General features: G+C 67.3%; 34 protein-coding genes and 1 pseudogene. 15 read left to right on the forward strand and 20 right to left on the reverse strand.

Annotated features, from left to right (window positions below):
• Positions 1-134: pseudogene (locus tag A5652_RS27400) on the forward strand (CDP-diacylglycerol--inositol 3-phosphatidyltransferase); the annotation flags it as partial.
• 11 nt (positions 135-145) lie between these two features.
• Here A5652_RS27400 and pgsA read toward each other — a convergent pair.
• The 5 genes from pgsA to A5652_RS03840 all read right to left on the reverse strand — a co-directional run bounded on the left by pgsA (position 146) and on the right by A5652_RS03840 (position 5059).
• Positions 146-757: a phosphatidylinositol phosphate synthase gene (gene pgsA, locus A5652_RS03820; protein ID WP_067346805.1), complete on the reverse strand. Its 612-nt coding sequence runs from the start codon at positions 755-757 to the stop codon at positions 146-148.
• A complete protein-coding gene (locus A5652_RS03825) occupies positions 754-1329 on the reverse strand; it encodes an HIT domain-containing protein (RefSeq protein WP_067346865.1) in 576 nt (191 codons plus the stop codon). Before A5652_RS03825 ends, pgsA begins: the two co-directional genes overlap by 4 nt.
• Before the next feature lie 2 nt (positions 1330-1331).
• On the reverse strand, positions 1332-3389 hold the full coding sequence (gene thrS, locus A5652_RS03830; RefSeq protein ID WP_067346807.1) for a threonine--tRNA ligase: 2058 nt from the start codon (positions 3387-3389) through the stop codon (positions 1332-1334).
• Between the two features lie 86 nt (positions 3390-3475).
• On the reverse strand, positions 3476-4102 hold the full coding sequence (locus tag A5652_RS03835) for a PaaI family thioesterase (RefSeq protein ID WP_067346810.1): 627 nt from the start codon (positions 4100-4102) through the stop codon (positions 3476-3478).
• A gap of 36 nt (positions 4103-4138) precedes the next feature.
• Positions 4139-5059 (reverse strand): aldo/keto reductase, encoded by a 921-nt coding sequence (locus tag A5652_RS03840; protein ID WP_067346812.1) that lies wholly within the window; start codon positions 5057-5059, stop codon positions 4139-4141.
• A 22-nt stretch (positions 5060-5081) separates the two neighbouring features.
• Here A5652_RS03840 and A5652_RS03845 point away from each other — a divergent pair, with 22 nt between their 5' ends.
• Positions 5082-5582: a DUF1990 family protein gene (locus A5652_RS03845; RefSeq protein ID WP_067346814.1), complete on the forward strand. Its 501-nt coding sequence runs from the start codon at positions 5082-5084 to the stop codon at positions 5580-5582.
• Positions 5583-5585: 3 nt separating this feature from the next.
• Here the strand turns inward: A5652_RS03845 and A5652_RS03850 are convergent, their stop codons facing one another.
• Positions 5586-6041 (reverse strand): DoxX family membrane protein, encoded by a 456-nt coding sequence (locus tag A5652_RS03850; RefSeq protein WP_067346867.1) that lies wholly within the window; start codon positions 6039-6041, stop codon positions 5586-5588.
• Positions 6042-6133: 92 nt separating this feature from the next.
• Between A5652_RS03850 and A5652_RS03855 the strand changes: the two genes are divergently transcribed.
• Positions 6134-6841 carry a metalloregulator ArsR/SmtB family transcription factor gene (locus tag A5652_RS03855; RefSeq protein ID WP_067346869.1) on the forward strand — a complete coding sequence of 236 codons (708 nt, stop codon included), beginning with the start codon at positions 6134-6136 and terminating at the stop codon, positions 6839-6841.
• A 37-nt stretch (positions 6842-6878) separates the two neighbouring features.
• Here the strand turns inward: A5652_RS03855 and A5652_RS03860 are convergent, their stop codons facing one another.
• The 5 genes from A5652_RS03860 to fdxA form a co-directional block, all read right to left on the reverse strand.
• Positions 6879-7820, reverse strand: a complete 942-nt coding sequence (locus A5652_RS03860) for a nitronate monooxygenase family protein (protein ID WP_067346816.1) — start codon at positions 7818-7820, stop codon at positions 6879-6881.
• Positions 7821-7826: 6 nt separating this feature from the next.
• The gene (locus A5652_RS03865) at positions 7827-8171 is read right to left on the reverse strand and encodes a cupin domain-containing protein (protein ID WP_067346818.1); all 345 of its coding nucleotides are present in this window, start codon (positions 8169-8171) and stop codon (positions 7827-7829) included.
• Between the two features lie 49 nt (positions 8172-8220).
• The gene (locus A5652_RS03870) at positions 8221-8646 is read right to left on the reverse strand and encodes a hypothetical protein (RefSeq protein ID WP_067346820.1); all 426 of its coding nucleotides are present in this window, start codon (positions 8644-8646) and stop codon (positions 8221-8223) included.
• On the reverse strand, positions 8643-9263 hold the full coding sequence (locus tag A5652_RS03875) for a metalloregulator ArsR/SmtB family transcription factor (RefSeq protein ID WP_156745143.1): 621 nt from the start codon (positions 9261-9263) through the stop codon (positions 8643-8645). The genes A5652_RS03870 and A5652_RS03875 overlap by 4 nt, the downstream gene beginning before the upstream one ends.
• Before the next feature lie 96 nt (positions 9264-9359).
• A complete protein-coding gene (fdxA, locus tag A5652_RS03880; RefSeq protein WP_067346824.1) occupies positions 9360-9716 on the reverse strand; it encodes a ferredoxin in 357 nt (118 codons plus the stop codon).
• A gap of 401 nt (positions 9717-10117) precedes the next feature.
• Between fdxA and A5652_RS03885 the strand changes: the two genes are divergently transcribed.
• The 3 genes from A5652_RS03885 (at position 10118) to A5652_RS03895 (ending at position 11516) form a co-directional block, all read left to right on the forward strand.
• On the forward strand, positions 10118-10342 hold the full coding sequence (locus tag A5652_RS03885) for a hypothetical protein (protein WP_197513738.1): 225 nt from the start codon (positions 10118-10120) through the stop codon (positions 10340-10342).
• A 158-nt stretch (positions 10343-10500) separates the two neighbouring features.
• Entirely contained in the window at positions 10501-10767 is a 267-nt protein-coding gene (locus tag A5652_RS03890) for a hypothetical protein (protein ID WP_067126793.1), read from the forward strand.
• Between the two features lie 101 nt (positions 10768-10868).
• A complete protein-coding gene (locus A5652_RS03895; protein ID WP_067346829.1) occupies positions 10869-11516 on the forward strand; it encodes a TetR/AcrR family transcriptional regulator in 648 nt (215 codons plus the stop codon).
• On the opposite strand, the gene A5652_RS03900 is transcribed toward A5652_RS03895, so the two are convergent.
• The 5 genes from A5652_RS03900 to A5652_RS03920 are packed head-to-tail and all read right to left on the reverse strand — an operon-like array spanning position 11507 to position 15572.
• Positions 11507-12733, reverse strand: coding sequence for a lyase family protein (locus A5652_RS03900; RefSeq protein ID WP_067346830.1), 1227 nt, complete (start codon positions 12731-12733; stop codon positions 11507-11509). The two genes, A5652_RS03895 and A5652_RS03900, sit on opposite strands and share 10 nt — an antisense overlap.
• A complete protein-coding gene (gene pcaG, locus A5652_RS03905; protein WP_067346832.1) occupies positions 12730-13293 on the reverse strand; it encodes a protocatechuate 3,4-dioxygenase subunit alpha in 564 nt (187 codons plus the stop codon). Before pcaG ends, A5652_RS03900 begins: the two co-directional genes overlap by 4 nt.
• The gene (pcaH, locus tag A5652_RS03910) at positions 13286-14059 is read right to left on the reverse strand and encodes a protocatechuate 3,4-dioxygenase subunit beta (protein WP_067346834.1); all 774 of its coding nucleotides are present in this window, start codon (positions 14057-14059) and stop codon (positions 13286-13288) included. The genes pcaG and pcaH overlap by 8 nt, the downstream gene beginning before the upstream one ends.
• A gap of 59 nt (positions 14060-14118) precedes the next feature.
• Positions 14119-14604 carry a hemerythrin domain-containing protein gene (locus A5652_RS03915; RefSeq protein ID WP_067346837.1) on the reverse strand — a complete coding sequence of 162 codons (486 nt, stop codon included), beginning with the start codon at positions 14602-14604 and terminating at the stop codon, positions 14119-14121.
• Positions 14601-15572, reverse strand: coding sequence for a Rieske 2Fe-2S domain-containing protein (locus tag A5652_RS03920; RefSeq protein ID WP_067346839.1), 972 nt, complete (start codon positions 15570-15572; stop codon positions 14601-14603). Before A5652_RS03920 ends, A5652_RS03915 begins: the two co-directional genes overlap by 4 nt.
• A 281-nt stretch (positions 15573-15853) precedes the next feature.
• On the opposite strand from A5652_RS03920, the gene A5652_RS03925 reads away from it, so the two are divergent.
• Genes A5652_RS03925 through A5652_RS03945 form a run of 5 tightly spaced genes read left to right on the forward strand, consistent with a single transcriptional unit; the run spans position 15854 to position 19491 of the window.
• Positions 15854-17203: an aromatic ring-hydroxylating dioxygenase subunit alpha gene (locus tag A5652_RS03925; RefSeq protein WP_067346841.1), complete on the forward strand. Its 1350-nt coding sequence runs from the start codon at positions 15854-15856 to the stop codon at positions 17201-17203.
• Complete coding sequence (locus A5652_RS03930) at positions 17200-17718, forward strand: 3-phenylpropionate/cinnamic acid dioxygenase subunit beta (protein WP_067346843.1); 519 nt, start codon at positions 17200-17202, stop codon at positions 17716-17718. Before A5652_RS03925 ends, A5652_RS03930 begins: the two co-directional genes overlap by 4 nt.
• Positions 17715-17981 (forward strand): dihydrodiol dehydrogenase, encoded by a 267-nt coding sequence (locus A5652_RS03935; RefSeq protein ID WP_067346845.1) that lies wholly within the window; start codon positions 17715-17717, stop codon positions 17979-17981. Before A5652_RS03930 ends, A5652_RS03935 begins: the two co-directional genes overlap by 4 nt.
• Entirely contained in the window at positions 17978-18772 is a 795-nt protein-coding gene (gene hcaB / locus A5652_RS03940; protein WP_067346847.1) for a 3-(cis-5,6-dihydroxycyclohexa-1,3-dien-1-yl)propanoate dehydrogenase, read from the forward strand. The genes A5652_RS03935 and hcaB overlap by 4 nt, the downstream gene beginning before the upstream one ends.
• Positions 18769-19491, forward strand: a complete 723-nt coding sequence (locus A5652_RS03945; RefSeq protein WP_067346848.1) for a class II aldolase/adducin family protein — start codon at positions 18769-18771, stop codon at positions 19489-19491. Before hcaB ends, A5652_RS03945 begins: the two co-directional genes overlap by 4 nt.
• Here the strand turns inward: A5652_RS03945 and A5652_RS03950 are convergent.
• A complete protein-coding gene (locus A5652_RS03950) occupies positions 19488-20303 on the reverse strand; it encodes an IclR family transcriptional regulator (RefSeq protein WP_067346850.1) in 816 nt (271 codons plus the stop codon). The two genes, A5652_RS03945 and A5652_RS03950, sit on opposite strands and share 4 nt — an antisense overlap.
• 49 nt (positions 20304-20352) lie before the next feature.
• Between A5652_RS03950 and A5652_RS03955 the strand changes: the two genes are divergently transcribed.
• Both A5652_RS03955 and A5652_RS03960 read left to right on the forward strand, forming a co-directional pair.
• Positions 20353-21162, forward strand: a complete 810-nt coding sequence (locus A5652_RS03955) for an SGNH/GDSL hydrolase family protein (RefSeq protein ID WP_082983762.1) — start codon at positions 20353-20355, stop codon at positions 21160-21162.
• A gap of 36 nt (positions 21163-21198) precedes the next feature.
• On the forward strand, positions 21199-21864 hold the full coding sequence (locus A5652_RS03960; RefSeq protein ID WP_067346854.1) for a DedA family protein: 666 nt from the start codon (positions 21199-21201) through the stop codon (positions 21862-21864).
• On the opposite strand, the gene A5652_RS03965 is transcribed toward A5652_RS03960, so the two are convergent.
• Positions 21865-22482, reverse strand: a complete 618-nt coding sequence (locus tag A5652_RS03965; RefSeq protein ID WP_067346856.1) for a TetR/AcrR family transcriptional regulator — start codon at positions 22480-22482, stop codon at positions 21865-21867.
• A 156-nt stretch (positions 22483-22638) separates the two neighbouring features.
• Here A5652_RS03965 and A5652_RS03970 point away from each other — a divergent pair, with 156 nt between their 5' ends.
• Positions 22639-23073, forward strand: coding sequence for an anti-sigma factor antagonist (locus A5652_RS03970; RefSeq protein WP_067346858.1), 435 nt, complete (start codon positions 22639-22641; stop codon positions 23071-23073).
• A gap of 23 nt (positions 23074-23096) precedes the next feature.
• Positions 23097-24182 carry a glutamate--cysteine ligase gene (locus A5652_RS03975; protein ID WP_067346860.1) on the forward strand — a complete coding sequence of 362 codons (1086 nt, stop codon included), beginning with the start codon at positions 23097-23099 and terminating at the stop codon, positions 24180-24182.
• 44 nt (positions 24183-24226) lie between these two features.
• On the opposite strand, the gene A5652_RS03980 is transcribed toward A5652_RS03975, so the two are convergent.
• Both A5652_RS03980 and A5652_RS03985 read right to left on the reverse strand, forming a co-directional pair.
• The gene (locus A5652_RS03980; RefSeq protein ID WP_067346863.1) at positions 24227-25060 is read right to left on the reverse strand and encodes a sulfite exporter TauE/SafE family protein; all 834 of its coding nucleotides are present in this window, start codon (positions 25058-25060) and stop codon (positions 24227-24229) included.
• 67 nt (positions 25061-25127) lie between these two features.
• The coding region (locus A5652_RS03985) for a catalase (protein WP_067346871.1) at positions 25128-25822 on the reverse strand (695 nt) is incomplete at its 5' end.

Raw genomic sequence — 25822 nt, forward strand, 5'->3', positions numbered from 1 at the left:
TCGTCGCCTGGCCGCCCGCGCTGCCCGTGGCGATGTGGGTGCTGGCCGCGGCCAGCGTGGTGACCTGCGCGCAGCGGCTGCACACGGTACGCACCTCGCCCGGTGCGACCGACCGGCTGGTGGGCGAGCCGTGATACCCACTCCGTCAGGCATGAAAATGATTGGGGCACAACCGCTGCGCGCAGGTCACCACGCTGGCCGCGGCCAGCACCCACATCGCCACGGGCAGCGCGGGCGGCCAGGCGACGAACGGGAAGTCCGATACGCCGGCGCCGACGAGCACGATGATCAGCCGTTCCGGACGTTCGATCAGCCCGCCTTCACCACACAACCCGCTGGCCTCGGCGCGGGCCTTGATGTAGGAGATCACCTGCGAGGTGACCAGGCAGATCAGCGTGGCGACCGCCAGCAGCTTGTCGTGCATCCCGAAGACGATCCACCACAGCAGCCCACAGAACACGGCGCCGTCGCTGACCCGGTCACAGGTGGCGTCCAGCACCGCGCCGAACCGCGTGCCGCCGCCGCGTTCCCGGGCCATCGCCCCGTCGAGCATGTCGAACAGGACGAAGAAGGAGACCACACACGCCCCGGCGAACAGCTTGCCCATCGGGAACAGCGTCAGCGCCCCCGCCACCGCGACGATCGTGCCCAGGATGGTGACGACGTCGGGGGTCAATCCCAGCCGCAGGCACGCCCGTGCGGTCGGGGTGGTCAGCCGCGCGAACGCCGCCCGCGACAGGAACGGCATCTTGCTCATGGTTGTTTTGTCCACTCCGTGGCCAGCAGCTGGCGCGTCTCGCGCAGCAACTGCGGGATCACCTTCGACCCGCCGACGATGGTGATGAAGTTCGCGTCGCCACCCCAGCGCGGCACCACGTGCACGTGCAGGTGCTCGGCCAGCGAACCGCCGGCCGATGTCCCCAGGTTCAGGCCGACGTTGAAACCGTGCGGCCGCGAGACGTTCTTGATGACGCGAATCGCCTTCTGAATGAAGGACATCAGCTCCGCGCTTTCCGGGTCGGTCAGGTCCTCAAGCTCGGAGACCCGCCGGTATGGGACCACCATCAGGTGTCCGGGGTTGTAGGGGTAGAGGTTGAGCACGGCGTAGACGAGCTCCCCGCGGGCGACCACCAGACCGTCTTCGTCGGCGAGGTGCGGAATGTCGGTGAACGGCTGCCCGGTTTTGCCGTTGTCGCGCTTCATCGGCGCTTCGGCCAGGTAGGTCATCCGGTACGGCGTCCACAACCGCTGCAGGTGATCTTGCTCGCCGACGCCCCTGTCCAGGATGGTGTCGTCGGCACCCTGCTCGGCCGGTTCGCGATCAGTCACGGTCACTCACCACTTGACACTTTCACGAGTTCGGCCGTGGGCACGGAGTTCTCGCGGTCGGCGATCCACTTCACGATCGCGTCGACCGCGCTGTCGCGCGGCACGCCGTTGATCTGTGTGCGGTCACCGAAGCGGAAGCTGACCGCGCCGGCCTGCACGTCGCGGTCACCGGCCAGCAACATGAACGGTACTCGTTGGGCGGTGTGGTGGACGATCTTCTTGGCCATCCGGTCATCGCTGGCGTCGACCTCGACCCGCACTCCGTGCGACTTCAGCTGTGCGGCAATGCTTTCCAGGTAGCCGACGTGTTCGTCGGCGACCGGGATGCCCACCGCCTGCACGGGCGCCAGCCACGCCGGGAAGGCCCCCGCGTAGTGCTCGGTGAGGATGCCGAAGAACCGCTCGATCGACCCGAAGAGCGCCCGGTGAATCAGCACCGGCCGCTGCCGCGACCCGTCCGACGCGGTGTATTCCAGCTCGAATCGGTCCGGCATGTTGAAGTCGAGCTGAATGGTCGACATCTGCCAGCTGCGGCCCAACGCGTCCTTGACCTGCACCGAGATCTTCGGCCCATAGAACGCCGCGCCGCCGGGATCGGGAACGAAATGCAACCCGGAAGCCTCGGCGACCTCCCGCAGGACTTCGGTGGCCTCGTCCCACATCTCGTCGGAGCCCGAGTACTTTTCCGGGTCTTTGGTGGACAGTTCGAGGTAGAAGTCGTTGAGCCCGTAGTCGGCCAGCAGATCGAGCACGAAGCGCAGCAGCGAGGTCAGCTCGTCACGCATCTGCTCGCGCGTGCAGTAGATGTGCGCGTCGTCCTGGGTCATGCCGCGCACCCGGGTCAGCCCGTGCACCACGCCCGACTTCTCGTAGCGATACACACTGCCGAACTCGAAGAGCCGCAACGGATGCTCGCGATACGAGCGACCGCGTGACCGATAGATCAGGTGGTGCATCGGGCAGTTCATCGGCTTGAGGTAGTAGTCCTGCCCGGGCTTGCGCACCGTGCCGTCCGCGTTGAACTCCGCGTCGAGGTGCATCGGCGGATACATGCCGTCGGCGTACCACTCGAGGTGGCCCGACGTGATGTAGAGCTGCTCCTTGGTGATGTGCGGGGTGTTGACGAACTCGTACCCGGCCTTGATGTGCTTGCGCCGGGAGTACTCCTCGAGCTCGCGACGGATGATGCCGCCCTTGGGATGGAAAACCGCTAGGCCCGAGCCGATCTCGTCGGGGAAGCTGAACAGGTCAAGCTCGCTGCCCAGCTTGCGATGGTCGCGGCGCTGCGCCTCCTCGATCAGCTCGAGGTAGGCATCCAGCGCCTCCTGCGACTCCCAGGCGGTGCCGTAGATGCGTTGCAGGCTGGCGTTGCTCTGGTCGCCGCGCCAGTAGGCGGCCGAGCTACGGGTGAGCTTGAACGCCGGGATGTGCTTGGTTGTCGGGATGTGCGGGCCGCGGCACAGGTCGCCCCAAACCCGTTGCCGGGTGCGGGGATTGAGGTTGTCGTAGGCCGTGAGCTCGTCGCCGCCAACCTCCATGATGTCGGGGTCGCCGGACTTGTCGTCGACGAGTTCGAGCTTGTACGGCTCGTTGGCCAGTTCGGTGCGCGCCTGGTCTTTGGACTCGTACACGCGCCGCTCGAACAGCTGGCCCTCTTTGACGATCTGACGCATCCGCTTCTCCAGCGCCGTCAGGTCTTCCGGCGTGAACGGCTCGGCTACGTCGAAGTCGTAGTAGAAGCCGTCGGCGATGGGCGGGCCGATGCCCAGTTTGGCTTGCGGGAACAGCTCCTGGACGGCCTGGGCCAGCACGTGTGCGGCCGAATGCCGGATGACGCTGCGGCCCTCGTCGGTGTTGGCGGCCACGGGGACGACGTCGGCGTCGCTGTCGGGCGTCCAACTGAGGTCGCGCAGCTTTCCCGAATCATCGCGCACCACCACGACGGCATCGGGCGTGCCCCGCCTCGGCAGCCCGGCTTCGCCGACCGCGGCGGCCGCGGTCGTCCCAGCGGGCACCCGGATCGGGGATGCTCCTGGGGCGGGCTGTGCGGCGGCGCTCATCTGGCTGGGTCTCCAAGGGTCGAGTTCTCAATGATCGTTGCCATGCTATCGGGGCGGACCTCGAAAGAACCCAAGGCATTAGGCGCTCAGGGCTGACCAGGTTTGAGCCGTACGAACAGCGCGTCGGCTTCGGTCAGCAACCGATCGCCGTCGGTCAACCGGCCCGACACGAAGATCTTGCGCCCGTCCACCCGGTCGATGCCCGCCTCGAACTGCAATTCCTTTTCCACCGGAACGATGCGCCGGTAGTCGATCTTGAGGTATGCGGTGCGCTGCCGCGGGTTGCCGGTGAGCACCGAGGCGGACAACCCGAGGATGGAGTCGAACAGCATGCCCAGGGCGCCGCCGTGCACGGCGCCGTTGCGGCCCAGATGGAACCGGGCGAAACGGGCCTCGCCATGAATCCGGCCGTCCTCGCCCTTGTGTGCCGACATCGGGATGGTCAGGATGTTGCCGCGCATCGGCAGGTCCATCCGCCGGCCCGACGGCGACGCCCATTCGTCCGCGTCGAACGGCGCCAGCAGCGCCGACACCTTCTCCACCAGGTCAGCGGCCTCGCTGATCACCTCGTCGGGCGCGTCGGCGGCCCGGGCGTGGTCCTGCAAGGAGCGCACGGCGTCGATGAACCTGCCGTAATCGGGCCCGCCCTTGCTCGTCGGCTCCGGCGGATTGAATCCGCCACCGGGGTGTCGCTGGTGTTCGGCCACCACCACACCGTATTGCCCGGCGGGTGGGCATTCGCGCGGCGGTCAGGCCGGCTGCTGCGTCCCGGCGGCCGACAACGTTTCGAACTCGTCGTCGGAGAGCTCGATCTGAGCGGCGGCGACGTTCTCCTCCAGGTGCGCAACCTTGGACGTACCAGGGATCGGCACCATCACCGGCGAGCGTTTCAGCAACCAGGCCAGCGCCAACTGTGAGGGCGACGCGTCGTGGTCGGCGGCGATGCGCTGCAGTGGGCCGTCGGGGGCGGCCAACGGCCCGGCGGCCAGCGGGAACCACGGGATGAACCCGATGCCCTGCTTGGTCGCGGCGTCCAGCAGCGGTTCGGCGGCGCGGGCGGTCAGGTTGTACATGTTCTGCACCGACACGATCTCGGTGATACGCAGGGCCGCGTTCAGCTGGTCGACGTCGATTTCGGAGAGGCCGATGTGGCGGATCTTGCCCTCGTTCTTCAGTGTGAGCAGCTCGCCCACCTGATCTTCCAGCGGGAAGTTCGAGTCGATGCGGTGCAGCTGGAACAGGTCGATGGTGTCCACGCCCAGCCGCCGCAGACTCATCTCGCATTCCTGACGCAGGTAGCTCGGATTGCCCAACGGAATCCAGATATCCGGGCCGGTGCGCAGCAGCCCCGCCTTGGTCGCGATCACCAGACCGTCGTAGGGATGCAGCGCCTCGCGAATGATCTCCTCGGAAAAGTAGGGGCCGTAGGAGTCGGCGGTGTCGATGAAGTTCACCCCGAGTTCGACGGCCCGCCGCAACACCCGGACGCATTCGTCGCGGTCGTCGGGCGGACCCCATACGCCCTTTGCCGTCAGGCGCATGGCGCCGAAGCCGAGTCGATTGACGGTCAGGTCCCCACCGAAGGTGAATGTTCCCGACGCCCCTGCAACAGTTTTCGAGTTTTCTGTGGTCACATCTACCGACCGTACGCGCCGAATGCGGGGGCGCATCTCGGCGTGGCAAGCTGAGAACGTGGACCTGCGAGCGCTCGAGGAACTCCCCCTGACCTACGCCGAAGTGGGTGCGACGGCGTCCGGCGAACTGCCGGCCGGATACGACCATCAGCACGCCGAGCGCCAAATCGGCACGGGCCAGCAGCGTTTCGAGCAAGCGGCGGCCGCCGTCATGCGCTGGGGCATGCAGCGCGGATCCGGGTTACGGGTGCAGGCCAGCTCCGAGGTCGCCGTCGTCGACGCGGTGGTGGTGGTGAAGATGGGGTTCCTGCCGGCGCCCTGCCGCGTCGTCTACGTCGTCGACGAGCCCGACATCCGCGGTTTCGGCTATGGCACCCTGCCGGGCCATCCGGAGTCCGGCGAGGAACGGTTCGTGGTTCGTCGCGACCCAGTCACCTCAGCGGTGTACGCGGAGGTGTCGGCCTTCTCCCGGGCCGCGACCTGGTGGAGCAAGGCCGGCGGGCCGGTGGTGAAGGTGGGCCAGCGCCTCATCGCCAGGCGCTACCTGCGCGCGGTCTGACCGCTAACGCGCCGCGATCCCGCCTCCGACGGTGCCGGCGTGCACGCCCTGCGCCAGCCGGGCCAGCGCCACGGCGCCGACCAACAATCCGAAGTCGCGCAGCGCGACATCGTAGAACCCGGGCCCGCTGACCAGGTCGATGATGATGCCGATCAGCCATGCCGCGACCACCCAGGCGCCCAATCGCGGGACCACCGCCACCAGCACCCCGGCCACGATCTCGATGATGCCGACCAGGTGCATGTACTGGTCGGCCGTACCAGGCACCAGATCATCGATCCAGCCGGCCAGGTACATGTTCCAGTGGTGCGGGTGGGTCAGCAGGTTGAAGAACTTGTCGAGCCCCATCACGATCGGCGCGATCGTGAAGACGGTGCGAAGCGCGAGGTACGCCGAGTACGCGGGATCTCTCAATTGGTCCGTGAGGGCCGGCGTCGCGTTGACTTGCCTAATGCTCATGGCTGCCTCCATTTCTAACGGATAATAGTTTGAACGTTAGATTGAGTAGACTGCAGCGTCAAGCATTTTGTCTGTTAGAAATGAGCGTTGACGTGGACGACCGGGAGGCCCTGCAGCGGGACGCCGCGGGCATCGGCGCGCTCGCCGACCCCGTGCGCCGGCAGCTCTATCAGTTCGTGTGCGCCCAACCGGCGCCGGTCAGCCGTGACCAGGCTGCCGACGCCGTCGGAATTCCCCATCATCAGGCCAAGTTCCATCTGGATCGGCTCACCGCCGAGGGCCTGCTGGAGTTCGATTACGCACGCCTGACGGGCCGCTCGGGCCCCGGCGCCGGACGCACCTCCAAGCTGTATCGCAGGGCCCGCCGCGACATCGCGGTCAGCCTTCCCCAGCGCGAGTACGAGTTGGCCGGGCGCTTGATGGCGACGGCGATCGCGCGCTCGGCCGATAGCGGCGAGCCGGTTGCCGAGATCCTGAACCGTGTCGCCCGTGAGTACGGCCACGAGATCGGTGCCACCTCCGTGGGGTCGGCGCCCCCGGAAGATGCCGCCGCCGCGCTGGCGCGCGCGGTCGGGGTGCTGCGCCGATACGGCTACGAGCCGCGTTTTTGCGACAGTGAGGTCGAGCTCGCCAACTGCCCGTTCCACGCGCTGGCGCAGGAGCAGACGGAGCTGGCCTGCAACATGAACCAAGCGCTGATCACCGGTGTGGCCGATGCGCTCGCACCGCACGGTCCCGACGCCCGACTCTGCCCCGGCCGGAACCGGTGTTGCGTCGTGCTCACGGCCGGCGCCCAGTAGGGTCTTGGGACGTCACCCCGGCCTGGTGTCAGCGGGCCTACCTCCCCCAGCGAGACAGCAATTCCTCGGCGCCCGTACACATCTCGTCTATGACGTCGGCCACCGTTGCGTCGTCGCGGATCATCCCCACGCCCTGGCCGGCATCCACGGGTGCGATCCGGCAGTCGCCGGCGGCGATCGCGGCGGCCAGCTCGTCACAAGCCCCAGCGTCCAGCGCCTCCTCGTGACCCGTCCAGTGCTCGACGAACTCGTTGGTTAACACCCGCGACGGGAACCGCGCCGGCCACGGCAACCCCTTGGCGACGTCGAACACCCGGGTGACGGCGGTGTCGGTTTCGGTGGCCGTGACCAGGGCCCGACGGCCGGTGTCGCCGGTCAGCGCTTCCGGACACGCCGACAATCGGGTGCCCACCCACGCCCCGCTGGCGCCGGCGGCCAGCACCGCGGCCAGGCTGCGCGCCGAGGCGACCCCGCCGCCGGCCAGCACCGGCACCGAAACGGCGTCCAATACGGCGTCCAACAGCGGTAGCAGCCCCAGCTTGTCCTCGCCATGCCCGCCGCCCTCGGAACCGCGCGCGACCAGGATGTCCACGCCGGCGTCGACGGCACGGCGAGCCCCGGTGCTGTCGTAAACCTGTGTGACCGTGGGGATTCCGGCATCATGCGCCTTGGCGACCCACGACCACTCGGTGCCGAAGCTGACCGACAACAGGGCGGGCCGCGCGGCCAGCGCGTCCTCGAGCAGTCCGGACTCGTTGCGCATCACCCAATCGACCATGCCGATACCGAACCGCCCGTCGACGTGCTGCAGCTGCTCGGCAAGTAACTCCCTGGTCGCGACGCTGCCCATGCCGACCATGCCGAGGCCGCCGGCCGCCGTGACCGCCGCGGCCAGGCGGCCGCCGGCGACCCCGCCCATCGGGGCGTTGACGATGGGGACCCGCAGACCGAAGTTCGTGGACCAGGGCGTCGACAACATCGGTGGCTAGTGCGCGGAGGGGATGGTCTTCAGCACGGTCAGCAGGACCACGGAATCCTCGACCGCGTGCAGGGCGTGCCGTGCGGCGGGAATCGCGACGTATTCCCCGGCCTTGCCGTCCCAGGCGTCGCCGCTGGTGGTCAGGCGGACGTGGCCCTGCAAGACCTGCAGCGTCGCCTCGCCGGGGCTGTCGTGTTCGGACAGGTCGTGACCGGCCAGCAGCGCCAGCACCGTCTGGCGGAGCTCGTGGGTGTGCCCGCCGTGAATGGTGTGGGCGGCACGTCCGCTGTGCGATTGCTTGGCCTCGGCGAGCTTTTCGGACGAGAGGTCGGTCAGCGAGATGGAATCCATAGTGGGTCCTTCGAAGTTGCAAGGCCCGCACGGGCCCTGAGGGTGGCTGTTAACCGCTCAGTAGCAGTATCCCCGCCACGATGAGGCCGATGACTTTGACCGTCTCCAGCGCGACGTAGGCGTAGTGCGCGCGAGAGCGCGGTCCATCCGACCCCGCGAGCACCTTGTCGGCACGACGGGTCAGCGCGGGACGCACCGCGATCAGTTGGATGGCCAGTGCGGCCACGACGACGGCGATCGCCACCGCGACGCCGACCCGAGTCGGACCGGAAATCACGATGGCCCCGATGACGAGGGCGAAAGCCACCTCGACGGTGTTGAGCGCGCGAAAGACCAGCCGCCCGATGCCGAGCCCGATCTGCAACGTCACATTGGGCGCCCGGAACTTCAGTGGGGCTTCCAGGAAGGAGATGGCCAGCACCATGCCGAGCCAGATGAAGGCCAGCGCAACGGCAATCGCTGTGCCGGTGCTCATTTGGCCGCCGGTGTCAGGTGGGCCAGGCACAGGTCCGGCTCGACGAACGGGTCGAGCCGGTCCACCGAGACCGGCGCTCCCCACGTCTCCATGGCTCCTTGCATGAGGCCCAGGTGCACCGGACAGACGACGCTCGAGGAGTTTTCGGCCAGTTCCAGAAAGGGGCAGTGCCGCAAGCCGACCTGTTGCTTTCCGTTGCTGACGCGGCGTTCGGGGGCAAAGCCAAGTTCGTCGAGCACGTCGATCAGGCGGGCGATGGCCTCTTCGGCGCCGTCGGGGTCCTCGGATAGCGGGCGCAATTCGGCGTCTATCTTCCGCCCCCAGGCGCGGCCCGCGGCCAGGGCTTTGGGCCCGGGGTCGCGCTCCGCCGCGAAGCCCATGGCCAGGACCTCGGCCAGCAGCCGGTAGTGCCGCGTTCCGCCGCGATCCATCTGCCGGACCGCGCGGAACATCAGGGGTGGACGGCCCGGGCCCTTCCGGTCCAGCTCGACATGCTCCACCTGGCCGTCAGCGACCAGGCCGTCGAGGTGGAAGCGGACGGTGTTGGGATGCACACCCAGCACGTCGGCGATTCCGGCGATGCTCATCGGATCCGGCGCTGCCCGCAGCAGCCGCATCACGGCGCGCCGCCGGCCGGCCGATTCCCCGGTCGACGAGGCCTGGGCCTTCTGGGAATTCTCGGATTTCACAGGGCCCCTCCCGCTCCTTGTCCGTCATGCCCCCTCTGACGGGGTGGCACTCGGATGGCCCGCCACCTGAGGTGTGTCGACACCGAGCGGACCGACCTTGCCCGCCCCACCCGGGGATCCCAAAGGGGCGTCGCGACCGGGGAGCGCTTCGGCGAAGAACGCCTCATTGTCGGCCAGGTAGGGCTTGAGATCCTCAGGCAGGTCATCTTCGTAGTAAATCGCTTCCACCGGACAAACCGGTTCACACGCGCCACAGTCGACGCATTCGTCGGGATGAATGTAGAGCGCCCGGCCGCCTTCGTAAATGCAATCCACCGGGCATTCGTCGACGCAAGCGCGGTCCATCACATCGATGCATGGCTTCCCGATCACGTAGGTCATGCGCCAGAGTTTACACAACAACACTTGTAAAAAATAGAGCGAAGTCCGGAGAACCCATGCCCGCCAACGAACTTGACGTCCGCCAACTGCGCAAACCGGACAAGCACCCGACCATCTTCGCGACCTAATCCGCGCTGAAAAGTCGGCGAATCGTTGGCTCTGGTCAACACCCCGCGACCCCAAGCACCTGCACGACGAATTCGAAGCCGACTAACTACGACTGGGAACATCTCGACAATCGCTGCGACGCTTTGACCTTCGCCTTTGCCCCGTCGCCGACTTTGGGCCCGTTCCGCAATCTGTGCGTGACGGTTTAGTTACGCCTCCTGGCAAAACTTGGCTGCGGCAGTCGCGGGGAGAACAAAAGGAGCTTGCCGGTTATGGGTGCAACCCCACCGTTGTTGACGGAGTCCGACCTCGACGCGTTGGCGTCGGATTTTCTGCAGTCGCACTACCTCGGATCCATCTACGCCGATTGGTCACCGGATCGACGGCTCGACACCTTCCTACGACGGCGCGGTCTTGCCCGGGTGGCCAACGACGGCGACCTGTCCCACAACGTCTTGGAACGCATCATGGCCCGCGGCCGCACCGGCGCGGCGTTGATCGGGCCGTTTGTTCCGTAGCACCTGGTAGGCGATCGGATGACCAAAGATTTTCAAAAAACCGGCATGTCTCGCGGCGAAAATACCGGCCATGGCATTGGTACGGACGTACGATTGTGCCCTAGCGCTGAACGCGCCGCCGGGCCGGATGAGTCATTGAGGCTAGCGGGGAGGGGACGATGAATTCACCGAAATGGACGGTTCATTGGCCGCAGCGCAGGCCGACGGCCACGATCTACCAGTTGACCGATCGGCTCCACAAAGGGCACATGGCTCGCGTGCCCGCGCACCAGATCACGGCGACGGTAGCGGCTTGGCTCGCCGACCTGGGTGCTGCCGATAGCCCGCTGGTCGACGAACTCGAGCGCGCCGTGTGTGGCGGGGACTGGGCCGCGGCGCACGCGCTGGGCGAGTGCTTGTCCATCGAGATCGCGGTGGCCGACTAACGAAGTCGTCGTCCAGCAAAGCGTCGTTCTTAATCGACATTATTGCTGGTTTTCATCAACAGTTTTGTTGACGTATATCGAAGTGCCCAACAGTAACGGGCGTGTCCGACCTCCCGACACAAACAAAGTATCTGCAGGCCTCGCGGGGCCGGCGCGCGTCGCACTACTCCGGTGACGACCGCGAGCAGGCGATACTCGCCACCGCCGAGCGGTTGTTGCAGGAAAGGCCGCTGGGCGACTTTTCCGTCGACGACCTAGCAAAAGGCGCCGGGATATCGCGGCCAACTTTCTACTTCTATTTCCGGTCGAAGAACGCGGTCCTGCTGTCGTTGCTCGACCAGATGAACAGCAAGGCGCAGGCGGCGCTGGGCGCGCTCGACGTCGTGTCTTCCGGTAACCCCGAGGCGATCTGGCGTGCGCGCATCGAATCGTTCTTCGAGGTGTCCGGATCACACCCGGCGGTCGCCGTCGCGGGTGCGGCGGCCAAAGCGACCAATCCCGAGGTGCGGCAGCTGTGGTCCGCCTTGATGAGCAAGTGGATCTCCTACACCACCATCGCCATCAAGGCCGAGCGCGGGCGCGGCGCCGCCCCCAACACCATTCCGGCCGCGGAGCTGTCCGTGGCGCTCAACATGCTGAGCGAGCGAATGATGGCCGCGACGTTCACCGCCGACGATCAGGCGATCCCCGAAGACCGGGCGATCGACACGCTGCTGCACATCTGGCTGGCCAGCATTTATCAGCGTTGAGCGAGCGCCCGCGCCGCGCGGCCCAGGCTCGCATCGATCAGCTTCTGGGCGGCACCGATGTAGGCGGATGACGGCTCTTTGCCCACCAGCTCGGCGATCGCTCGCCGTTCCCCCAAAACTTCTGCGGCAGCCAGGTTTTCGGCCATCCGCTGCGCGTGCACGGTCAACCCTCCAAGCAGCTCGCCACTTTCCGATCCCGCGACGACGGTGCGGCGGGCCAGCGTGCGCAGCGTATCCCATTCGGCGTGCCACGCCCCGTCTGGCCGCTCGTCGTTGGCCAGCGCCGCCGCGGTGTGCAGCGTCGCGGCCAACTGCGGCGCCACGATGGCGGCCCGGCGGATCAGGATGGACAGCACCGGGTTTCGCTTGCGTGGCATGGACGAGGAGCCGCCGCGGCCGGCGGCGGCCGGCTCGTCGAGTTCGGCGATCTCCGGGCGCGCCAGGGTGACGATGTCGGAGGCGATGCGGCCCCAGGCGTCGGTGCAGCCGACGAAGGCGTCGGCGGCAGCGGTGACGGGCGCGCGGGCGGTATGCCACGCGGGCCGGTCGCGCAGGCCCAATGTGGTTGCGGCGTTCTGCACGAGCCGCAGCGCGACCCTGGCTGCGTCGGTCGCGTCGGTTAGCAACGCCGCCAGCTCCGTGGCGCCGGCCAATGTGCCGGCGGCGCCGCCGATTTGGATCGGCATGGTCAGCGCCGCCACTCCCTCGAACGCGTCGACGATGCCGTTCAGCCAGCCTGCGGCCTTCACGCCGAAGGTGGTGGGTGCGGCGTGCTGGGTGAGGGTGCGAGCCACCATCGGCGTGTCCCGGTGGTCGGTCGCGAGTGCGGACAGTGTGGAAATCTGTTGCCTCAGCTCGGTTGTCAGGTCATCGGCGACCCGGCGCAGGGCCAGCATCAGGCCGGTGTCCAGGACGTCCTGGCTGGTGAGACCGCGGTGAATCCAGGGCGCGATGCGCGACTCGGCCCGCTGCCGCAGCAGCTGCACCAGGGGAATGACCGGGTTGCCACCGCCCTCGGCGGCGACCGCGATCGACTCGCAGTCGTTGTGCGTGACAAGATTCCACAGCTCCGCTTCGGCGCAGTCGGCGGGCGCCAGACCGGCGGCGGCCAGCGCGTCCAGCCACGCGCACTCCACGGCGATCATCGATCCCAGCAGCGCCTCGTCAGTCATGTGCTCGCCGGCCCGATGGTCTCCGGGCCACAACATGTTGCTCATCGCGCGTCTTCTGAGTACGCCAGGAACACGGTCTCGGCCGGACCCTGCAGATGAATGTCGAAACGGTAAGCCGCGCCATCATTTTCGGCGGCGCATAGCAATGCCGGTCGGCGCTCGGGAGCGAGCGCCGCCAGCAGCGGATCGGAGTGCGGCTCGGCGCCGGGCAGGTACGCCCGGGTGAACAGCCGGTCCAGCAGTCCCCTGGCGAACACGGTCACCGCGAAGAACGGCGGCCGCCCCGCGGTCGCCGATCCGGGCGTCACGGTGGTGAACGAGTAGCGTCCGGCGGAGTCGGTCGCGCAGCGTCCCCAACCAGTGAACACTGCGGGGTCGCGGCGCAGCGAACCGGCTTGGCGCGGAACGTCTCCCGCGCTGTCGGGTTGCCAGAGTTCCACCAGCGCGTCCTCGACGGCGGCGCCGCCGCCGTCGTACACCGTGCCGTACAGCCGGATCGCCTGCGGATCCCTGGGGTTGACCATCGCGCTGTCACCGGGAAACGGCAGTCCCAGGTCGAGGAAGGGCCCGACAGTTTGCCCTGGCGTGCACGCTGATTCAGTCATGTTCACGCTCGGTCGGGGTTCGCGCGGCGCCGGCCAACACGATGTCCCACCGGTACCCGGTCGCGTATTCCGGCTCGGTGAGGTCGTGGTCGTAGCCCGCGATCAGCCGTTGGCGCGCGGCGGGATCGAGGATCGACTGAAAGATCGGGTCCAGCTCGAACATCGGATCACCCGGAAAGTACATCTGGGTGACCAGTCGCTGGGCGAAAGCGGTTCCGAAGACGGAGAAATGGATGTGCGCCGGGCGCCATGCATTGTGGTGGTTGCGCCACGGGTAGGGGCCGGGCTTGATGGTCAGAAAGCGGTAGGTGCCGTCCGGCCCGGTCAGGCAGCGGCCCGCGCCGGTGAAGTTCGGGTCGAGCGGCGCGGGATGCTGGTCGCGCTGGTGACGGTAGCGCCCGGCGGCGTTGGCTTGCCAGATCTCCACCAGCTGGCCCGCCACCGGCCGGCCCGATTCGTTGACAACGCGCCCTGTCACGACGACGCGCTCCCCGATCGGCTCGCCCGCATTACCGGCCGTCAGGTCGGCATCAAGCGGCTCGACGTCCTGGTGCCCGAAGCACGGCGCCCATCGTTCGACGCCCTCGGGGTCGACGACGACCAGTGGCTGCTTTGGATGGCGCAGGACGGTGCTGCGGTACGGCGGATAGTCGAGCCGCGGCCGCTCACGTTGCCCGACTCCCCCGGCGGCGCCCTGGTATTGCGCTGCGATGCTGGCGATCTCCGCCGTGATGTCACCCTGAGTAGCGACACGCTCGGCGTCCATGTGCCGTGAGGCTACTCTCGGTGGCCCACCGAATCCCGCAAGCGGGCCATGTTTTCGGGCTAGAGGGAGCGCACCAGCGCCGCGCGCCCCTTGGTGCGCATCTTGTAGGTTGCCGAGCCACGGTATTGCTCCATCCGCGCGGCCATCTTGTTGCCCAGCTCTTCGAGCTCCTCGTCGGTGATCTTCACCTCCGGCGGGGCCGGAATCATGTCGCGTTCCTCTTCGTCGGCGTGGGCTTCCAGCACCGTCTTGAACGAGTTCCACTCGTCCTCATAGCCGGGCGAGCTCTGCGGGGTCCTCAACAGCACCGAAAGCTGGTCGACCACCTGGCGGTGCTCGGCGTGGGCGACCGCGATCAGCTTGCTGGCATCTTTGAGCGCCGGATAGTACAGGTCGTCCTCGATGCGGAAGTGGATGTCGAGCTCGATCAGCAGGTCGTCGAAAAGCGCATGCCGCTCTTCGGAATTCACCGGTGCATCGCTGATCTTGCGGCCCAGGCCCTTGATCACGATGTGGTGTTCCTTGAGCACGTCGTAGGCGTTCAATTGGCTCCTCCTTTTGCAATTCCAGCCGCGCCGCCGGGGATGTGCTGCCGCTCGCCACGGACTTCGACCACTCCGTCGACCAACCGGGCCTCGTAGCACGGCAGCGGCGCTGCAGCCGGGCCGCGCACAACTTCTCCGGATTCGGCGGCGAACCATGAACCGTGCCATGGGCACACCAGCCGGCCCCGGTCCATCCAGCCGTCGGCCATCGGCGCGGCGAGGTGCGGGCAGAATTCCCCGTAGGCCGCGACCTCACCGGGCTTGGTCTGGCAGACCACCAGGCCCACTCCCTCCACCTCGACGCGTACCGGCTTGCCGTTCAACGAACTTGCGGGCAGCACCGGCGTCCAGGTGGAGGTGCGCAGGCGCGGACCCGATTGGTCAATGCCAATCCCGGATTCGAAGACCAGCGCGCCGCCGAGGTAGCTGCCGGCGACCGTGATCCCGTAGCCGAGAGCGGTCAGCAGGATGCCCCGCCCGTGGCGCCCCTTACTCCGGTCCCACCAGGACTGCATGTACAGCGCGGTGGCGGCCACGTTCACCAGGCCGTGCACCGCGCCGATCCGGCGGTCCTCCTCGTGGGTGTGCTGCCAGTCGGTGACGCCCGTGACCGCCGAGCCGAGGCTCGCCAAAATGCCCACCCCGAGCGAGCGGGACGCGAATCGCGAGGCGTCGACGACCTCGGAGGCCGGCTGACCCGGCAGGAGGCTGAGCGCGTCGAGCGCCACCGTCGTCCCGAGGGCGCCACTGGTCAGGGATGCCAGCGGCGGGTGCACCGGGTGACCTAGCCACACGCCGTTGAGCGCGTTGGCGACGGTGTTGCGGGCGCCCCCGAGCCCGTTGAAGGCGAAGCTGAGCAGGTGTTCGAACCGATAACTCGGCCGATCAATCCACTCCTGGCGCCCGATAACGGCCAGAACCTTTGATCCGACCTGCTGCAATCGACCCCCTCGTGGCCGACCCACCATGGCACCTGTTCCTTCCTCAGATCAGTGGAAAACGTTGATTAAATACCGTAAAACCGACTGTTTACCCCGCGTTTACTCCGCGCTCACGGTCACTGCGCGGCTGCCGTGACTCACCGTAGCCGCAGGCTTTTGCCTTTTAACTGCGTGCGACCTGTGAATTAGCACCAAGCATTCTTGTAGAAGCCTTGCGATGCGGCTGGCCAGGTGATTGACCGGCGCTGCGGAGTACGGGATTCTACTGAGCGGAGCATATTTCTGTAAGACAGAGATGACAGGTAGACATGACGGACCTTCGCGGCGAATTGGTCGAGGTTTTCGAGAACGTGCGCCAGGGGATGATCCCCGCGCACATCTACAACGACCGGGAACTGTTCGCGTTGGAGAAGCAACGGCTGTTCAGCCGGGCGTGGACGTTCGTGGGGCACGAGTCCGAGATCGGCCAGGACGGCGACTACGTGGTGCGACGCGTGCTCGACGACTCGTTCATCCTCACCCGCGACTCGCAGGGCATCGTGCGGGCGCTGTTCAATATGTGTCTGCATCGCGGAATGCAGGTGTGTCGCGCGGAGATGGGAAACGCCTCCAATTTCCGATGCCCGTACCACGGCTGGACCTACCGCAACGACGGCCGACTCACCGGGTTGCCGTTTCACCGCGAGGCCTACGGCGGCGATGAGGGGTTCGCCAAGGACCAAACCCTTTTGCCGGCACCGAATTTCGCGAGCTATAACGGTCTGTTGTTCATCAGTATGGATCGAGATGCCGAACCGCTGGAAGATTTCCTCGGCGACTTCAAGTTTTACCTGGACTACTACACCAAGCAGAGCGCCGGCGGTGTCCAGGTGCGGGGCCCGCAGCGCTGGCGGATCAAGGCGAACTGGAAGATCGGCGCGGAGAATTTCGCCGGGGACATGTACCACACCCCGCACACCCATGCGTCAATCGTCGACATCGGGCTCTTTCGCGAGCCGAAGGCGCAGAAGCGCAAGGACGGCGCCACCTATTGGGCACACCGCGGCGGTGGAACCACCTACAAACTTCCGCCGGGCGATTTCGACGAGCGGATGCGCTACGTCGGCTACCCCGACGACATGATCGGCCGGATCAAAGACTCCTGGACGCCGCAACAGCAGCAGGTGGTCGGCGAGGACGGATTCATGATCTCTGCCGCGACATGCTTTCCGAATCTCAGCTTCGTGCACAACTGGCCCAAGGTGCGCGACGGTCACCACGACGAAGTGCTGCCGTTCATCTCCATTCGGCTGTGGCAACCGATCAGCGAGAACGAAACCGAAGTGTGCTCGTGGTTCGCGGTGGACTCCGCCGCTCCCGCGCAGTACAAACAAGACTCGTACAAGGCGTATTTGATGTGCTTCGGGTCGACCGGCATGTTCGAGCAAGACGACGTGGAGAACTGGGTGTCGCTGACCACCACCGCGGGCGGTTCGATGGCGCGACGGCTGCTGCTGAACAGCCGGATGGGCCTGCTCGCCGACGACCGTCCCGTCATCGAGGCGCTGCCGCCCAGTGCTTTCCACGGGCCCGGACGCGCCCAAGTCGGCTACAACGAGCACAACCAGCGAGCCTTGCTGAACATGTGGGCCGACTACCTGCAGCGGGTGCCCGCATGAGAAAACCATTGTCGTTCAGCGACATTCGGCACCTCGAGGCACACCAGTTCCTGGTTGACGAGGCGTACCTGCTGGACGCTCAGCAGTATGAGGCGTGGCTGGACACGCTGACCGACGACATCCGCTACGCCATGCCGGTGCGCGTCACGACCGCCCGCGGCGCCGGATTCGATACCTCACCGGGCATGGACCATTTCGACGAGGACAAATACTCGCTGTCCCAGCGGGTCGCGCGGATGGGCACCGAGCACGTGTGGGCCGAAGACCCGCCGTCGCGCCTGCGTCATTTCATCACCAACGTGCGCACGTTCACCGGCGACGACGACGCGCACCTGGTGGTCGAATCGGCCGAACTGCTGTTCCGTAGCCGGGGCGACGTCAACGACAGCGCCCTGATGTCGTGCGGGCGCGAGGACGTGTTGCGCTGGTGCGATGATCGCTGGAAGCTGGCCCGCCGCAACATCATCGCCGACGAGTCAGTGCTACGGATGCAGAACCTGGCGGTGTTTCTATGAACGACGAACTGCGGCGACTGCTCGACGGCGCGGTCGGCGAACCGATAAGCGTCGCAAACGAATTCACCGAGGTCGTGGTGCGCCGGGTCGACACCCGCAACGGATCGCGCCTGCTGATCAGTGCGCCGAGGTCCGGGCAGTGGATCACCCTGGACGCGCTCGAGGTCGAGGCATTGACCTGGCAGAACCCACGTACGCTGGCCGCCATGGTCGGCAACTCCCACGCGCCTCTGCTGCCCGACGAGACCGAACCTCAACCATGACCGGGTGGCTGGTGGGCAAGCGCGCGCTGGTGGTCGGCGCCGGTTCCGGGATCGGCCGTGCCGTGGTGGGGGCCTTCGGCGCGGAGGGCGCGAACATCGCTGTGCTGGAACGTGATCCACACAAGTGCGATGCGTTGCGGCAAGAGCTTGCTCAGGTGCCCGTGATCGAGGGCGACGCCACCACCCGCGAGGCCAACGTCCGCGCCGTCGCCGCGGCGGTAGACGCCTTCGGTGGATTGGACACCCTGGTCAACTGCGTCGGGGTCTTCGACTTCTACCGGGGTGTGGGCGACATCGACGCCGACGCGCTCCCCGACGCGTTCGACGAGATGTTTCGCACCAACGTGCTCAGTCATCTGCAGTCGGTCAAGGCCGCGATCCCGGCCCTGCGAAGCGTGACCGGTTCATCGATCGTGCTGACCGAGTCCGCGTCGTCGTTCTATCCCGGACGCGGGGGCGTGCTCTACGTGTCCTCGAAATTCGCGGTGCGCGGCCTGGTGTCGGCGTTGGCGCACGAATTGGCGCCTGACATCCGGGTCAACGGCGTGGCCCCCGGCGGCACGCTCAACACCGACCTGCGCGGCCTGTCCAGCCTGGGGCTCGACGAGACCCGCCTGGACGACAACCCGGACCGGGCGCGCGATGTTGCCGCGCGCACTCCCCTGCACGTCGCGCTCACGGGCGAGGACCACGCGTGGAGTTATGTGTTCCTGGCCTCCCAGCGGTCTCGCGGCATCACCGGCGAAACCGTGCGGCCCGACGGCGGATTCGGGTTGGGCGCACCCCGATGACGGATTTGGATCAGCAGCGCGCTCTGGTGGCGCAGGGTTGCCGCGTCGCGGCGGCCCGCGGCCTGGTCGACGGCACCCTCGGCCACCTGAGCCTGCGCGTCGACGACGAGCGTCTGCTGGTCCGCTGCCGAAGCGACGACGACACCGGGGTGGCGTTCACCCGGCCCAGTGACATCCGGCTGATCGCCTTCGACGGATCCGCCGGTGCCCCAGGGGAACTCGACGGGTATCGCGTGCCCAACGAACTGCCGATCCATGTCGAGACGATGCGGGCCGATCCCCGCCATGTCGCCGTCGCGCACCTGCATCCACCGGACGTGGTCGCAGCCGACCTGGCCGGCATCGCGATCCGGCCGATCTACGGCGCCTACGACATTCCCGGCGCCTTGCTGGCGCGCGGCGGTGTGCCCGTCTACGAACGCGCTGTGCTGATCCGCAATTCGCGGCTGGGCAAGGAAATGGCGGCGGCGATGCGCGGCCGGCCGGTGGTGATCTGCCGCGGCCACGGCATCACCAGCGCCGCCACCACCGTGCCGCAGGCGGTGTTGCAGGCGATCAGCCTCGACGCGCTGGCACGGATGTCGTTGCGGGTGGTCGCGGCCGGCGGCACGCTGCGTGACATCGACGACGCGGACTGGGATGACCTGCCGGACTTGGGATCTGCGTTCACCGCCGAGGCGGCCTGGCGCCACGAGGTGGCTCGGCTTGGCGGTGGCTAACCGAGCTGATCGCCGATCTCTTTGGCGGCCGCGACAAGTGCGGCGGCTACTGCGGGATACCGGGAGGGCTCCAACCGGTTTTGCGGCGCCGCGGCGTTGAGCGCGAGCCGCACCCCGGGCGCGCGCGTCGGGATCGGCACGGCGACCGAGGCGACGCCTTCCTCACTCTCTTCGGAGTTGGTGGCGTAGCCGCGCTCGCGGATGCCGGCGAGCTCGGCTTCCAGCTCGGTGCGGCTGCCGATCGAGTGCGAGGTGATGCGCTTCAGCCGCTCGCGCGGCAGCAGCGCACGAAGTTCCGGTTGCGGCAACTGGGCCAGCATGACCTTGCCCGTCGACGTGCAATGGGCCGGCATGGCGCGGCCCAGCCGCGACGCGACCCGCACGGCGGCCGGCCCCTCGACGGCGGCGACGAAGCGGACGGTGGCCCCGTCCAGCATGCCGACGTGCACCGTTTCGCGCAGTTGTTCACTCAGGCCGCGCATGACGGGCGCCGCGGACCGCGCGATGTCGATGCGGCCGAAGATCGCGAACGCCACCCCGGTCAACGACGGACCGGGCAGGTACGCCTTGGACACCGGATCCTGCCGGACGAACCCGCGGTAGGCCAGCATCGCCAGCAACCGATGCGCGGTCGACGACGCCACACCGAGATAGCGCGTCGCCTCGCTCAACCGGATCTGGGGCTGCTCACCCAACAGCAGCAACAGCTTGAGCGCGTTGTCGACCGACTCGATCGGATACTGCGGCGCAAGCGAGTCGGCGCCGGGCGCCGTCCCGGCGTCCTCGGCGTCCGGCTCACGCTTGTGGGGCATGGGTCCACGGTAACCAGTAATGGGCGCGGCTTCGGTTATTCTCGGCATCGTGGGCGGGGCTATTCACGCTGGATACCACCGTTACGTTGCCATCGGAGACAGCCAGACCGAGGGCCTGTGGGACGGCGACGACACCGTCGGCCTGCTCGGTTTCGCCGACCGGCTCGCGGTGATGGTCGATTCGCTCTATCCCGGCCTGCAATACGCCAACCTCGCGATCCGCGGCAAGCGGATCAGCCACGTGCTCACCGAGCAGCTTCCGCAGGCTCTGGCGATGCAGCCCGATCTGATCACCGTCTGTGCGGGGATGAACGACGTCATCCAGCCCGGACGATCCTTCACCCCCGCCCTGGCCGACCTCGAGCAGATCTACGCCGCGCTGGCCGAATCGGGTGCGACGGTGGTGACGACGACCTTTCCGAACGTCGCCCAGTTCCTCCCCCTCGGACGGCTGGTGGCGGGCCGGCTCACCCGCATCAACGGGGTCATCAGCGCGGCCGCCCATCGCTACGGCTTCCGGCTGGTCGACCTGTACAACGCGCCCTCGATGCGCGAGCTGGACACCTGGGCCATCGACCGGGTGCACGCGTCGACCAAGGGCCACATGCTGTTCGCCGCGGCGGCCGCCGAGGCGCTCGATTTGCCTGACACCAACCATGATTGGGCACTCGGCGGCCTCAATCCCACTCAGCGTTCCTTCGCGGCCGGCACGTACGAGCAGTTGCGCTGGACGCGGGACAGCTTCTTCCCGTGGATCTGGCGGCGCCTGCGCGGCCTGTCTTCGTACGACGGGCTCGAACCCAAACGTCCGCGGCTGCAGGGCCTAAGCATTCCGAGCGAACTCAAGCGCACACCTTAAGTCACGGATCCGCGGCCGGTCAGGCATCCTTGACGCATGAATCTGGAGCCCCTGCTGCACTCGATTCCGCCGATCACGGTCTACCTGGTGGTCGGCGGTGTGGTCGGGATCGAGAGCCTGGGCATCCCCCTGCCGGGGGAGATCGTGCTGGTCACGGCCGCACTGATGTCGTCGCACCACGACCTGGCCGTCAATCCGCTCGGGGTCGGCATCGCCGCCGTGATCGGCGCGGTGATCGGCGATTCGATCGGCTACGCGATCGGACGCCGATTCGGCATGCCGCTTTTCGACCGGCTCGGCCGGCGGTTTCCGAAACACTTCGGTCCCGGCCACGTCATGCTCGCCGAAAAACTGTTCAACCGCTGGGGTGTTCGCGCCGTCTTTCTCGGCAGGTTCATCGCGCTGCTGAGGATTTTGGCCGGCCCGCTGGCGGGCGCGCTGAAGATGCACTATCCCCGGTTCCTGGCGGCCAATGTGTCGGGCGCCATCTGCTGGGCGGGTGGCACGACCGCGCTGGTGTACTACGCCGGAATCGCGGCCGAACGCTGGCTGGAACGGTTCTCCTGGATCGGCCTGGTAATCGCTGTCGTGGCCGGGCTGACTGCCGCGATCCTGTTGCGAGAACGCACATCCCGGATGATCGCGGAATTGGAGGCCGAGCATTACCGCAAGACCGGCGCGGACGCGTCCGACCCCGCCTGACTACACGGCCTCACCGGCGTCCGCCGCCAACGGCGGCCGGTGTTCGTCGATCAAGGCGCGGGCCATCCTGCGGGCGCGCAGCGCGGCGTCCAAATCCCCGACTGCGGCCAGGATGATCGCGCCCTTCATCAGGATGTGCCAGGACGAGGCGAACTCCTCGACGTCGGTCAAGCCGGCCGCAACGGCGCGGCGCCGCACGATGTCGCGGACGTGGTCGATGTGGCCGATGCAGGCCTGGCCGGCCGGGTGATCCGACCCGAGCTCGAGTAGCACGTTGATGAACGAGCAGCCCTCGTAGCCGTCGCGGAGCTGGAACCAGTCGTGCATGACGTCGAAGATCGCCAGCAATTGCTCCTCGGGGGTGTTGCCCCGCTGGCGTGACTGTTCCTCGATCAAACCGCGGGTCCAGACCTCCTCGCGACGCTGCAGCACGGCAAGCACCAGGTCATTCTTGGTCGCGAAATGGCGGTACAGCGTTGCCCTGGCGACACCGGCCCGTACGATCACCTCGTCGGTGCCTACCGCGCGGATGCCACGCCTGCTGAACAGCTCATATGCCGCGGTTAGGACGCGTTCGCGAGGCGACGGGGTGGGTGCTCCGACATCGGGTGTTGTCATACAGGACTTAAAGTACTCTTAGGCCCCCGCCGGTAGACAGACCGACCTGTCTCGTTATAGAAAAGAGATTCACGTAGACGAACAGTCTGTCTTCAGACATTAGGACGGGCATCCATCGAGGCGTCGAGGCGCCAGTCGATCAGGGGGTCCCCCACCATGAATTCCGTCATTGAAGCGATGCCCACCAGTCATTTGACGCTGAGCACAAAACTCGTTTACGAACTCGGCGACCCCAACTCCACGCTGCGCGCGACCGCAGATCGCAGCGGTCCGTCGGTGGTGATCTATGCCGGGGGCGAGATCGATGCCTGCAACGAGGACACCTGGCGCCACCTGGTGTCCGAGGCGGCCAGCGGCGTCACCGCGCCAGGCCCTTTCATCGTTGACGTCACCGGGCTCGACTTCATGGGCTGCTGCGCTTTCGAGGCGCTGGCCGAAGCGGCCAAGAGCTGCCGGAAACGCGGCATCGACCTACGCCTGGTGAGCTGCGCACCGATTGTCACGCGCATTGTCGACGCTTGCGGTCTCAGCAGCGTGCTGCCGATCTACCCAACCGTCGACTCCGCGCTCTCGGCGGCCGCCCGCTGGTAGCTACGTCGGGCCGTAATCGGCTCATGGGCGACCATCCCACCTTTGGTGCCGAGGAAGAATTCCTCCTCGTCGACGCGGAAACCGGCGAGCCCGCACCGCATAACGCCGCGGTCGCCGCGGAGGCCGAGCGGCGAGGCGTCAAGCTGCAGCTCGAGCTGAGCAGTTGCCAGGTGGAGACCACGTCGCAAGTGGCTTCGACCAGCGCCGAACTCGTTGAGGAGCTGGGCCGGCTGCGGCGTGCCGCGGCGCAGGCCGCCGAGGCCGCCGGCGTTAGGCTGCTGGCCTGCGGGCTCCCGCCGACCACGCCGCACGAGTTTCCCGTCACCGACACCGCGCGCTACCGCAAGATCGGCGAAGAGTACGGAATGATCGCGCACGAGCAGGGCATCTGCGGGTGCCACGTACACGTGCAGGTGCCCGACCGTGCCTCGGCCATTCACGTCAGCAATTGGCTGCGGCCGTGGCTGCCGTCTTTGCTTGCACTGTCGGCGAATTCGCGGGTGTACCGCAACGCGGACAGCGGCCACGCGAGCTGGCGCAGCGTGCTGTGGCGGCGCTGGCCCGCCGCGGGAGCGCCACCATTTTTCTCCTCGCCCGACGAGTACGACGACACGGTGCGGATGTTGGTCGAGACCGGGGTGATCCTGGATAAGGACATGATTTATTGGGACGTACGCCCTTCGGCAGATTTCCCGACGGTGGAGGTCCGGGTGGCCGACGTGCCCGCGACCGTCGCCGAGACCGTGCTGCTTGCCACACTGGTCAGGGCGGCGGTGATGACCGCCCTGGACTCACCCGGCGACGCCCGGCGACTCCCGCCCGGGGCGCTACGCGCGGCGTACTGGAAGGCCGCACACGACGGATTGTCCGGTCACGCATTGGATTTGATCCACGGCCGCGGGGCGGTGCCGGCCGGTGAGCAATTGGGAGTGCTGGTGCAGCGAGTGCGCCCCGCGTTGGAGTCACTGGGCGAATATGAGCGAGTCATCGGAGAACTCGATCGCGTCAAATCCGGCGGTAACGGGGCGATGCGCCAACTGCGGGCGTGGCGCAAACGCGGCGAGGTGCGCGACGTCATCGCCGAAGCCGCCACGGCCACGCTGAGTTGAGGCGTGCCTCCGCGGGTCAATCCCGTTGCCGCACTTGGACCTCGTCAGGCCACGGTGAGCAGGCGATACAGGCCGATCAGGCCCACGACCACGATGACGGCGCGCAGCGCGTTGCCCGACAACCGGCGTCCATAACGCGCCCCGAGCAGGCCGCCGATCAGTGAGCCCGCCGCGATCAGCCCGGCGGCCGGCCAGCTGATGCGGTCGAATGCCACCGACGTATAGGCAAGGGCGGCAACCAGATTCACCACCAGGGCCAACAGGTTCTTGGCCGCGTTCATCCGCTGTACCGATTCTGGCAGCAGGGCACCCATCAGGCCGACCAGCAGGATGCCTTGCGCGGCGGTGAAGTAACCGCCGTAGACGCCGACGGCGAATGTGCCGAGCACCAGCGTCGCCATCCGACGTGTGCTGACGTGCTCGGGCGAGCGTCCCGACTCTCCCCCGCAAGCGGGTGGGGGTCCCTCCCCCGCGGGGGGGCGGGCCCCCACGGCGCGGCGGGCCGTCCACGCCTGGAGCCGCGGCCCGATGACCACCAGCACCAGCGCCAGCACCAGCAATACCGGCACGATCTCGGCGAACACCTTCTCGGGCAGATGCAGCAACAGATAGGCGCCGAGCACCGCGCCGACCAGCGATGCCGGGAGCTGCCATCGCAGCCGATCCCACTGACCACGTAGCTCGGCGCGATAGCCCCAGGTGCCCGAGACGCTGCCGGCGACCAGGCCCGTCGCGTTCGACATGGTGGCCGTCACCGGCGGATAGCCGAGCGCGACCAGTGTGGGGAAGGTGATCAGGGTGCCGGACCCGACCAGCGCGTTGATCGCGCCAGCACCCAGCCCGGCCAGGCATATGAGGAACATCTGAAGTGGCGACACCGAAGAAAAACCTTAACCCGCCGCCGATTTCGGCGCGAGGCGACTACCGGTCCCTGGCGCTCAGGGGTCAGGCTGGCGGAGCTTCGGCGCCGCGTTCGACACCGGTACGCAGCTTGACCGAGGCCGAATACGCTAGGGTCCGAAAGTGCAGGACCGGATCGTCGGAGGGTTCGATCCCATCGGTCACGCGCATCGGGTCGAACACCACGATGTCCCCGCCGTGCTCACGCTCGGTCTCCAGACCGGTGATCGCCAGCGAGCCGACGGTGACGATCTGCGTGCTCTGCCAGGCCGCCGACGGGTCCACCGTCGAATCGGCGGGCCCGGCGATCTGCACCCGGAAGTCGAACCGCACCGGCCCGCCGTCCAGACGGGACTTCAGCTCCTCGGTGAGGAAGTCCGGATCCTTGTCATGGGCATCGGACCCCGACAGGTATTCCTCGGATGCGTTCGGAACCAGGTGGTAGCGAACGAATCTGGCGCTCCCGTCGGCCGCGATCCAGCGGAATGCGTGCAGGCCGTGGTATTCGGTGGTGGCGTAACTGGCCGGGACCCGGCTCGCCTCGCGCAGGATGGGCAACGCGCCGAGCAGCTTCGGATGGTAGAGCAGGTGTTTGGCCATACGCAGCGGCGTCGTGAGGCCGGGCCGCATCGCCTTGAGCAGATCGATGAAGCCGTCCGGTGTGCTGGAGACGAACAGCCGGGCGGTCTGCGTCGAGACGTCGGTGGTGGAGCCGTCGGGCAGGGTGAACTTCACCGCCA

Source organism: Mycobacterium sp. 1165178.9 (genome assembly GCF_001673555.1).
Lineage (GTDB): Bacteria > Actinomycetota > Actinomycetes > Mycobacteriales > Mycobacteriaceae > Mycobacterium.

Coding starts and splice junctions, on each gene's coding strand:
- pgsA (WP_067346805.1), bottom strand. CDS start 757: ATGAGCAAGATGCCGTTCCTGTCGCGGGCGGCGTTCGCGCGGCTGACC.
- thrS (WP_067346807.1), bottom strand. CDS start 3,389: ATGAGCGCCGCCGCACAGCCCGCCCCAGGAGCATCCCCGATCCGGGTG.
- A5652_RS03840 (WP_067346812.1), bottom strand. CDS start 5,059: ATGCGCCCCCGCATTCGGCGCGTACGGTCGGTAGATGTGACCACAGAA.
- A5652_RS03850 (WP_067346867.1), bottom strand. CDS start 6,041: ATGAGCATTAGGCAAGTCAACGCGACGCCGGCCCTCACGGACCAATTG.
- A5652_RS03860 (WP_067346816.1), bottom strand. CDS start 7,820: ATGTTGTCGACGCCCTGGTCCACGAACTTCGGTCTGCGGGTCCCCATC.
- A5652_RS03865 (WP_067346818.1), bottom strand. CDS start 8,171: ATGGATTCCATCTCGCTGACCGACCTCTCGTCCGAAAAGCTCGCCGAG.
- A5652_RS03870 (WP_067346820.1), bottom strand. CDS start 8,646: ATGAGCACCGGCACAGCGATTGCCGTTGCGCTGGCCTTCATCTGGCTC.
- A5652_RS03875 (WP_156745143.1), bottom strand. CDS start 9,263: ATGCGGCTGCTGCGGGCAGCGCCGGATCCGATGAGCATCGCCGGAATC.
- fdxA (WP_067346824.1), bottom strand. CDS start 9,716: ATGACCTACGTGATCGGGAAGCCATGCATCGATGTGATGGACCGCGCT.
- A5652_RS03890 (WP_067126793.1), top strand. CDS start 10,501: ATGAATTCACCGAAATGGACGGTTCATTGGCCGCAGCGCAGGCCGACG.
- A5652_RS03900 (WP_067346830.1), bottom strand. CDS start 12,733: ATGAGCAACATGTTGTGGCCCGGAGACCATCGGGCCGGCGAGCACATG.
- pcaG (WP_067346832.1), bottom strand. CDS start 13,293: ATGACTGAATCAGCGTGCACGCCAGGGCAAACTGTCGGGCCCTTCCTC.
- pcaH (WP_067346834.1), bottom strand. CDS start 14,059: ATGGACGCCGAGCGTGTCGCTACTCAGGGTGACATCACGGCGGAGATC.
- A5652_RS03920 (WP_067346839.1), bottom strand. CDS start 15,572: ATGGTGGGTCGGCCACGAGGGGGTCGATTGCAGCAGGTCGGATCAAAG.
- A5652_RS03925 (WP_067346841.1), top strand. CDS start 15,854: ATGACGGACCTTCGCGGCGAATTGGTCGAGGTTTTCGAGAACGTGCGC.
- A5652_RS03930 (WP_067346843.1), top strand. CDS start 17,200: ATGAGAAAACCATTGTCGTTCAGCGACATTCGGCACCTCGAGGCACAC.
- A5652_RS03935 (WP_067346845.1), top strand. CDS start 17,715: ATGAACGACGAACTGCGGCGACTGCTCGACGGCGCGGTCGGCGAACCG.
- hcaB (WP_067346847.1), top strand. CDS start 17,978: ATGACCGGGTGGCTGGTGGGCAAGCGCGCGCTGGTGGTCGGCGCCGGT.
- A5652_RS03945 (WP_067346848.1), top strand. CDS start 18,769: ATGACGGATTTGGATCAGCAGCGCGCTCTGGTGGCGCAGGGTTGCCGC.
- A5652_RS03950 (WP_067346850.1), bottom strand. CDS start 20,303: ATGCCCCACAAGCGTGAGCCGGACGCCGAGGACGCCGGGACGGCGCCC.
- A5652_RS03960 (WP_067346854.1), top strand. CDS start 21,199: ATGAATCTGGAGCCCCTGCTGCACTCGATTCCGCCGATCACGGTCTAC.
- A5652_RS03965 (WP_067346856.1), bottom strand. CDS start 22,482: ATGACAACACCCGATGTCGGAGCACCCACCCCGTCGCCTCGCGAACGC.
- A5652_RS03970 (WP_067346858.1), top strand. CDS start 22,639: ATGAATTCCGTCATTGAAGCGATGCCCACCAGTCATTTGACGCTGAGC.
- A5652_RS03975 (WP_067346860.1), top strand. CDS start 23,097: ATGGGCGACCATCCCACCTTTGGTGCCGAGGAAGAATTCCTCCTCGTC.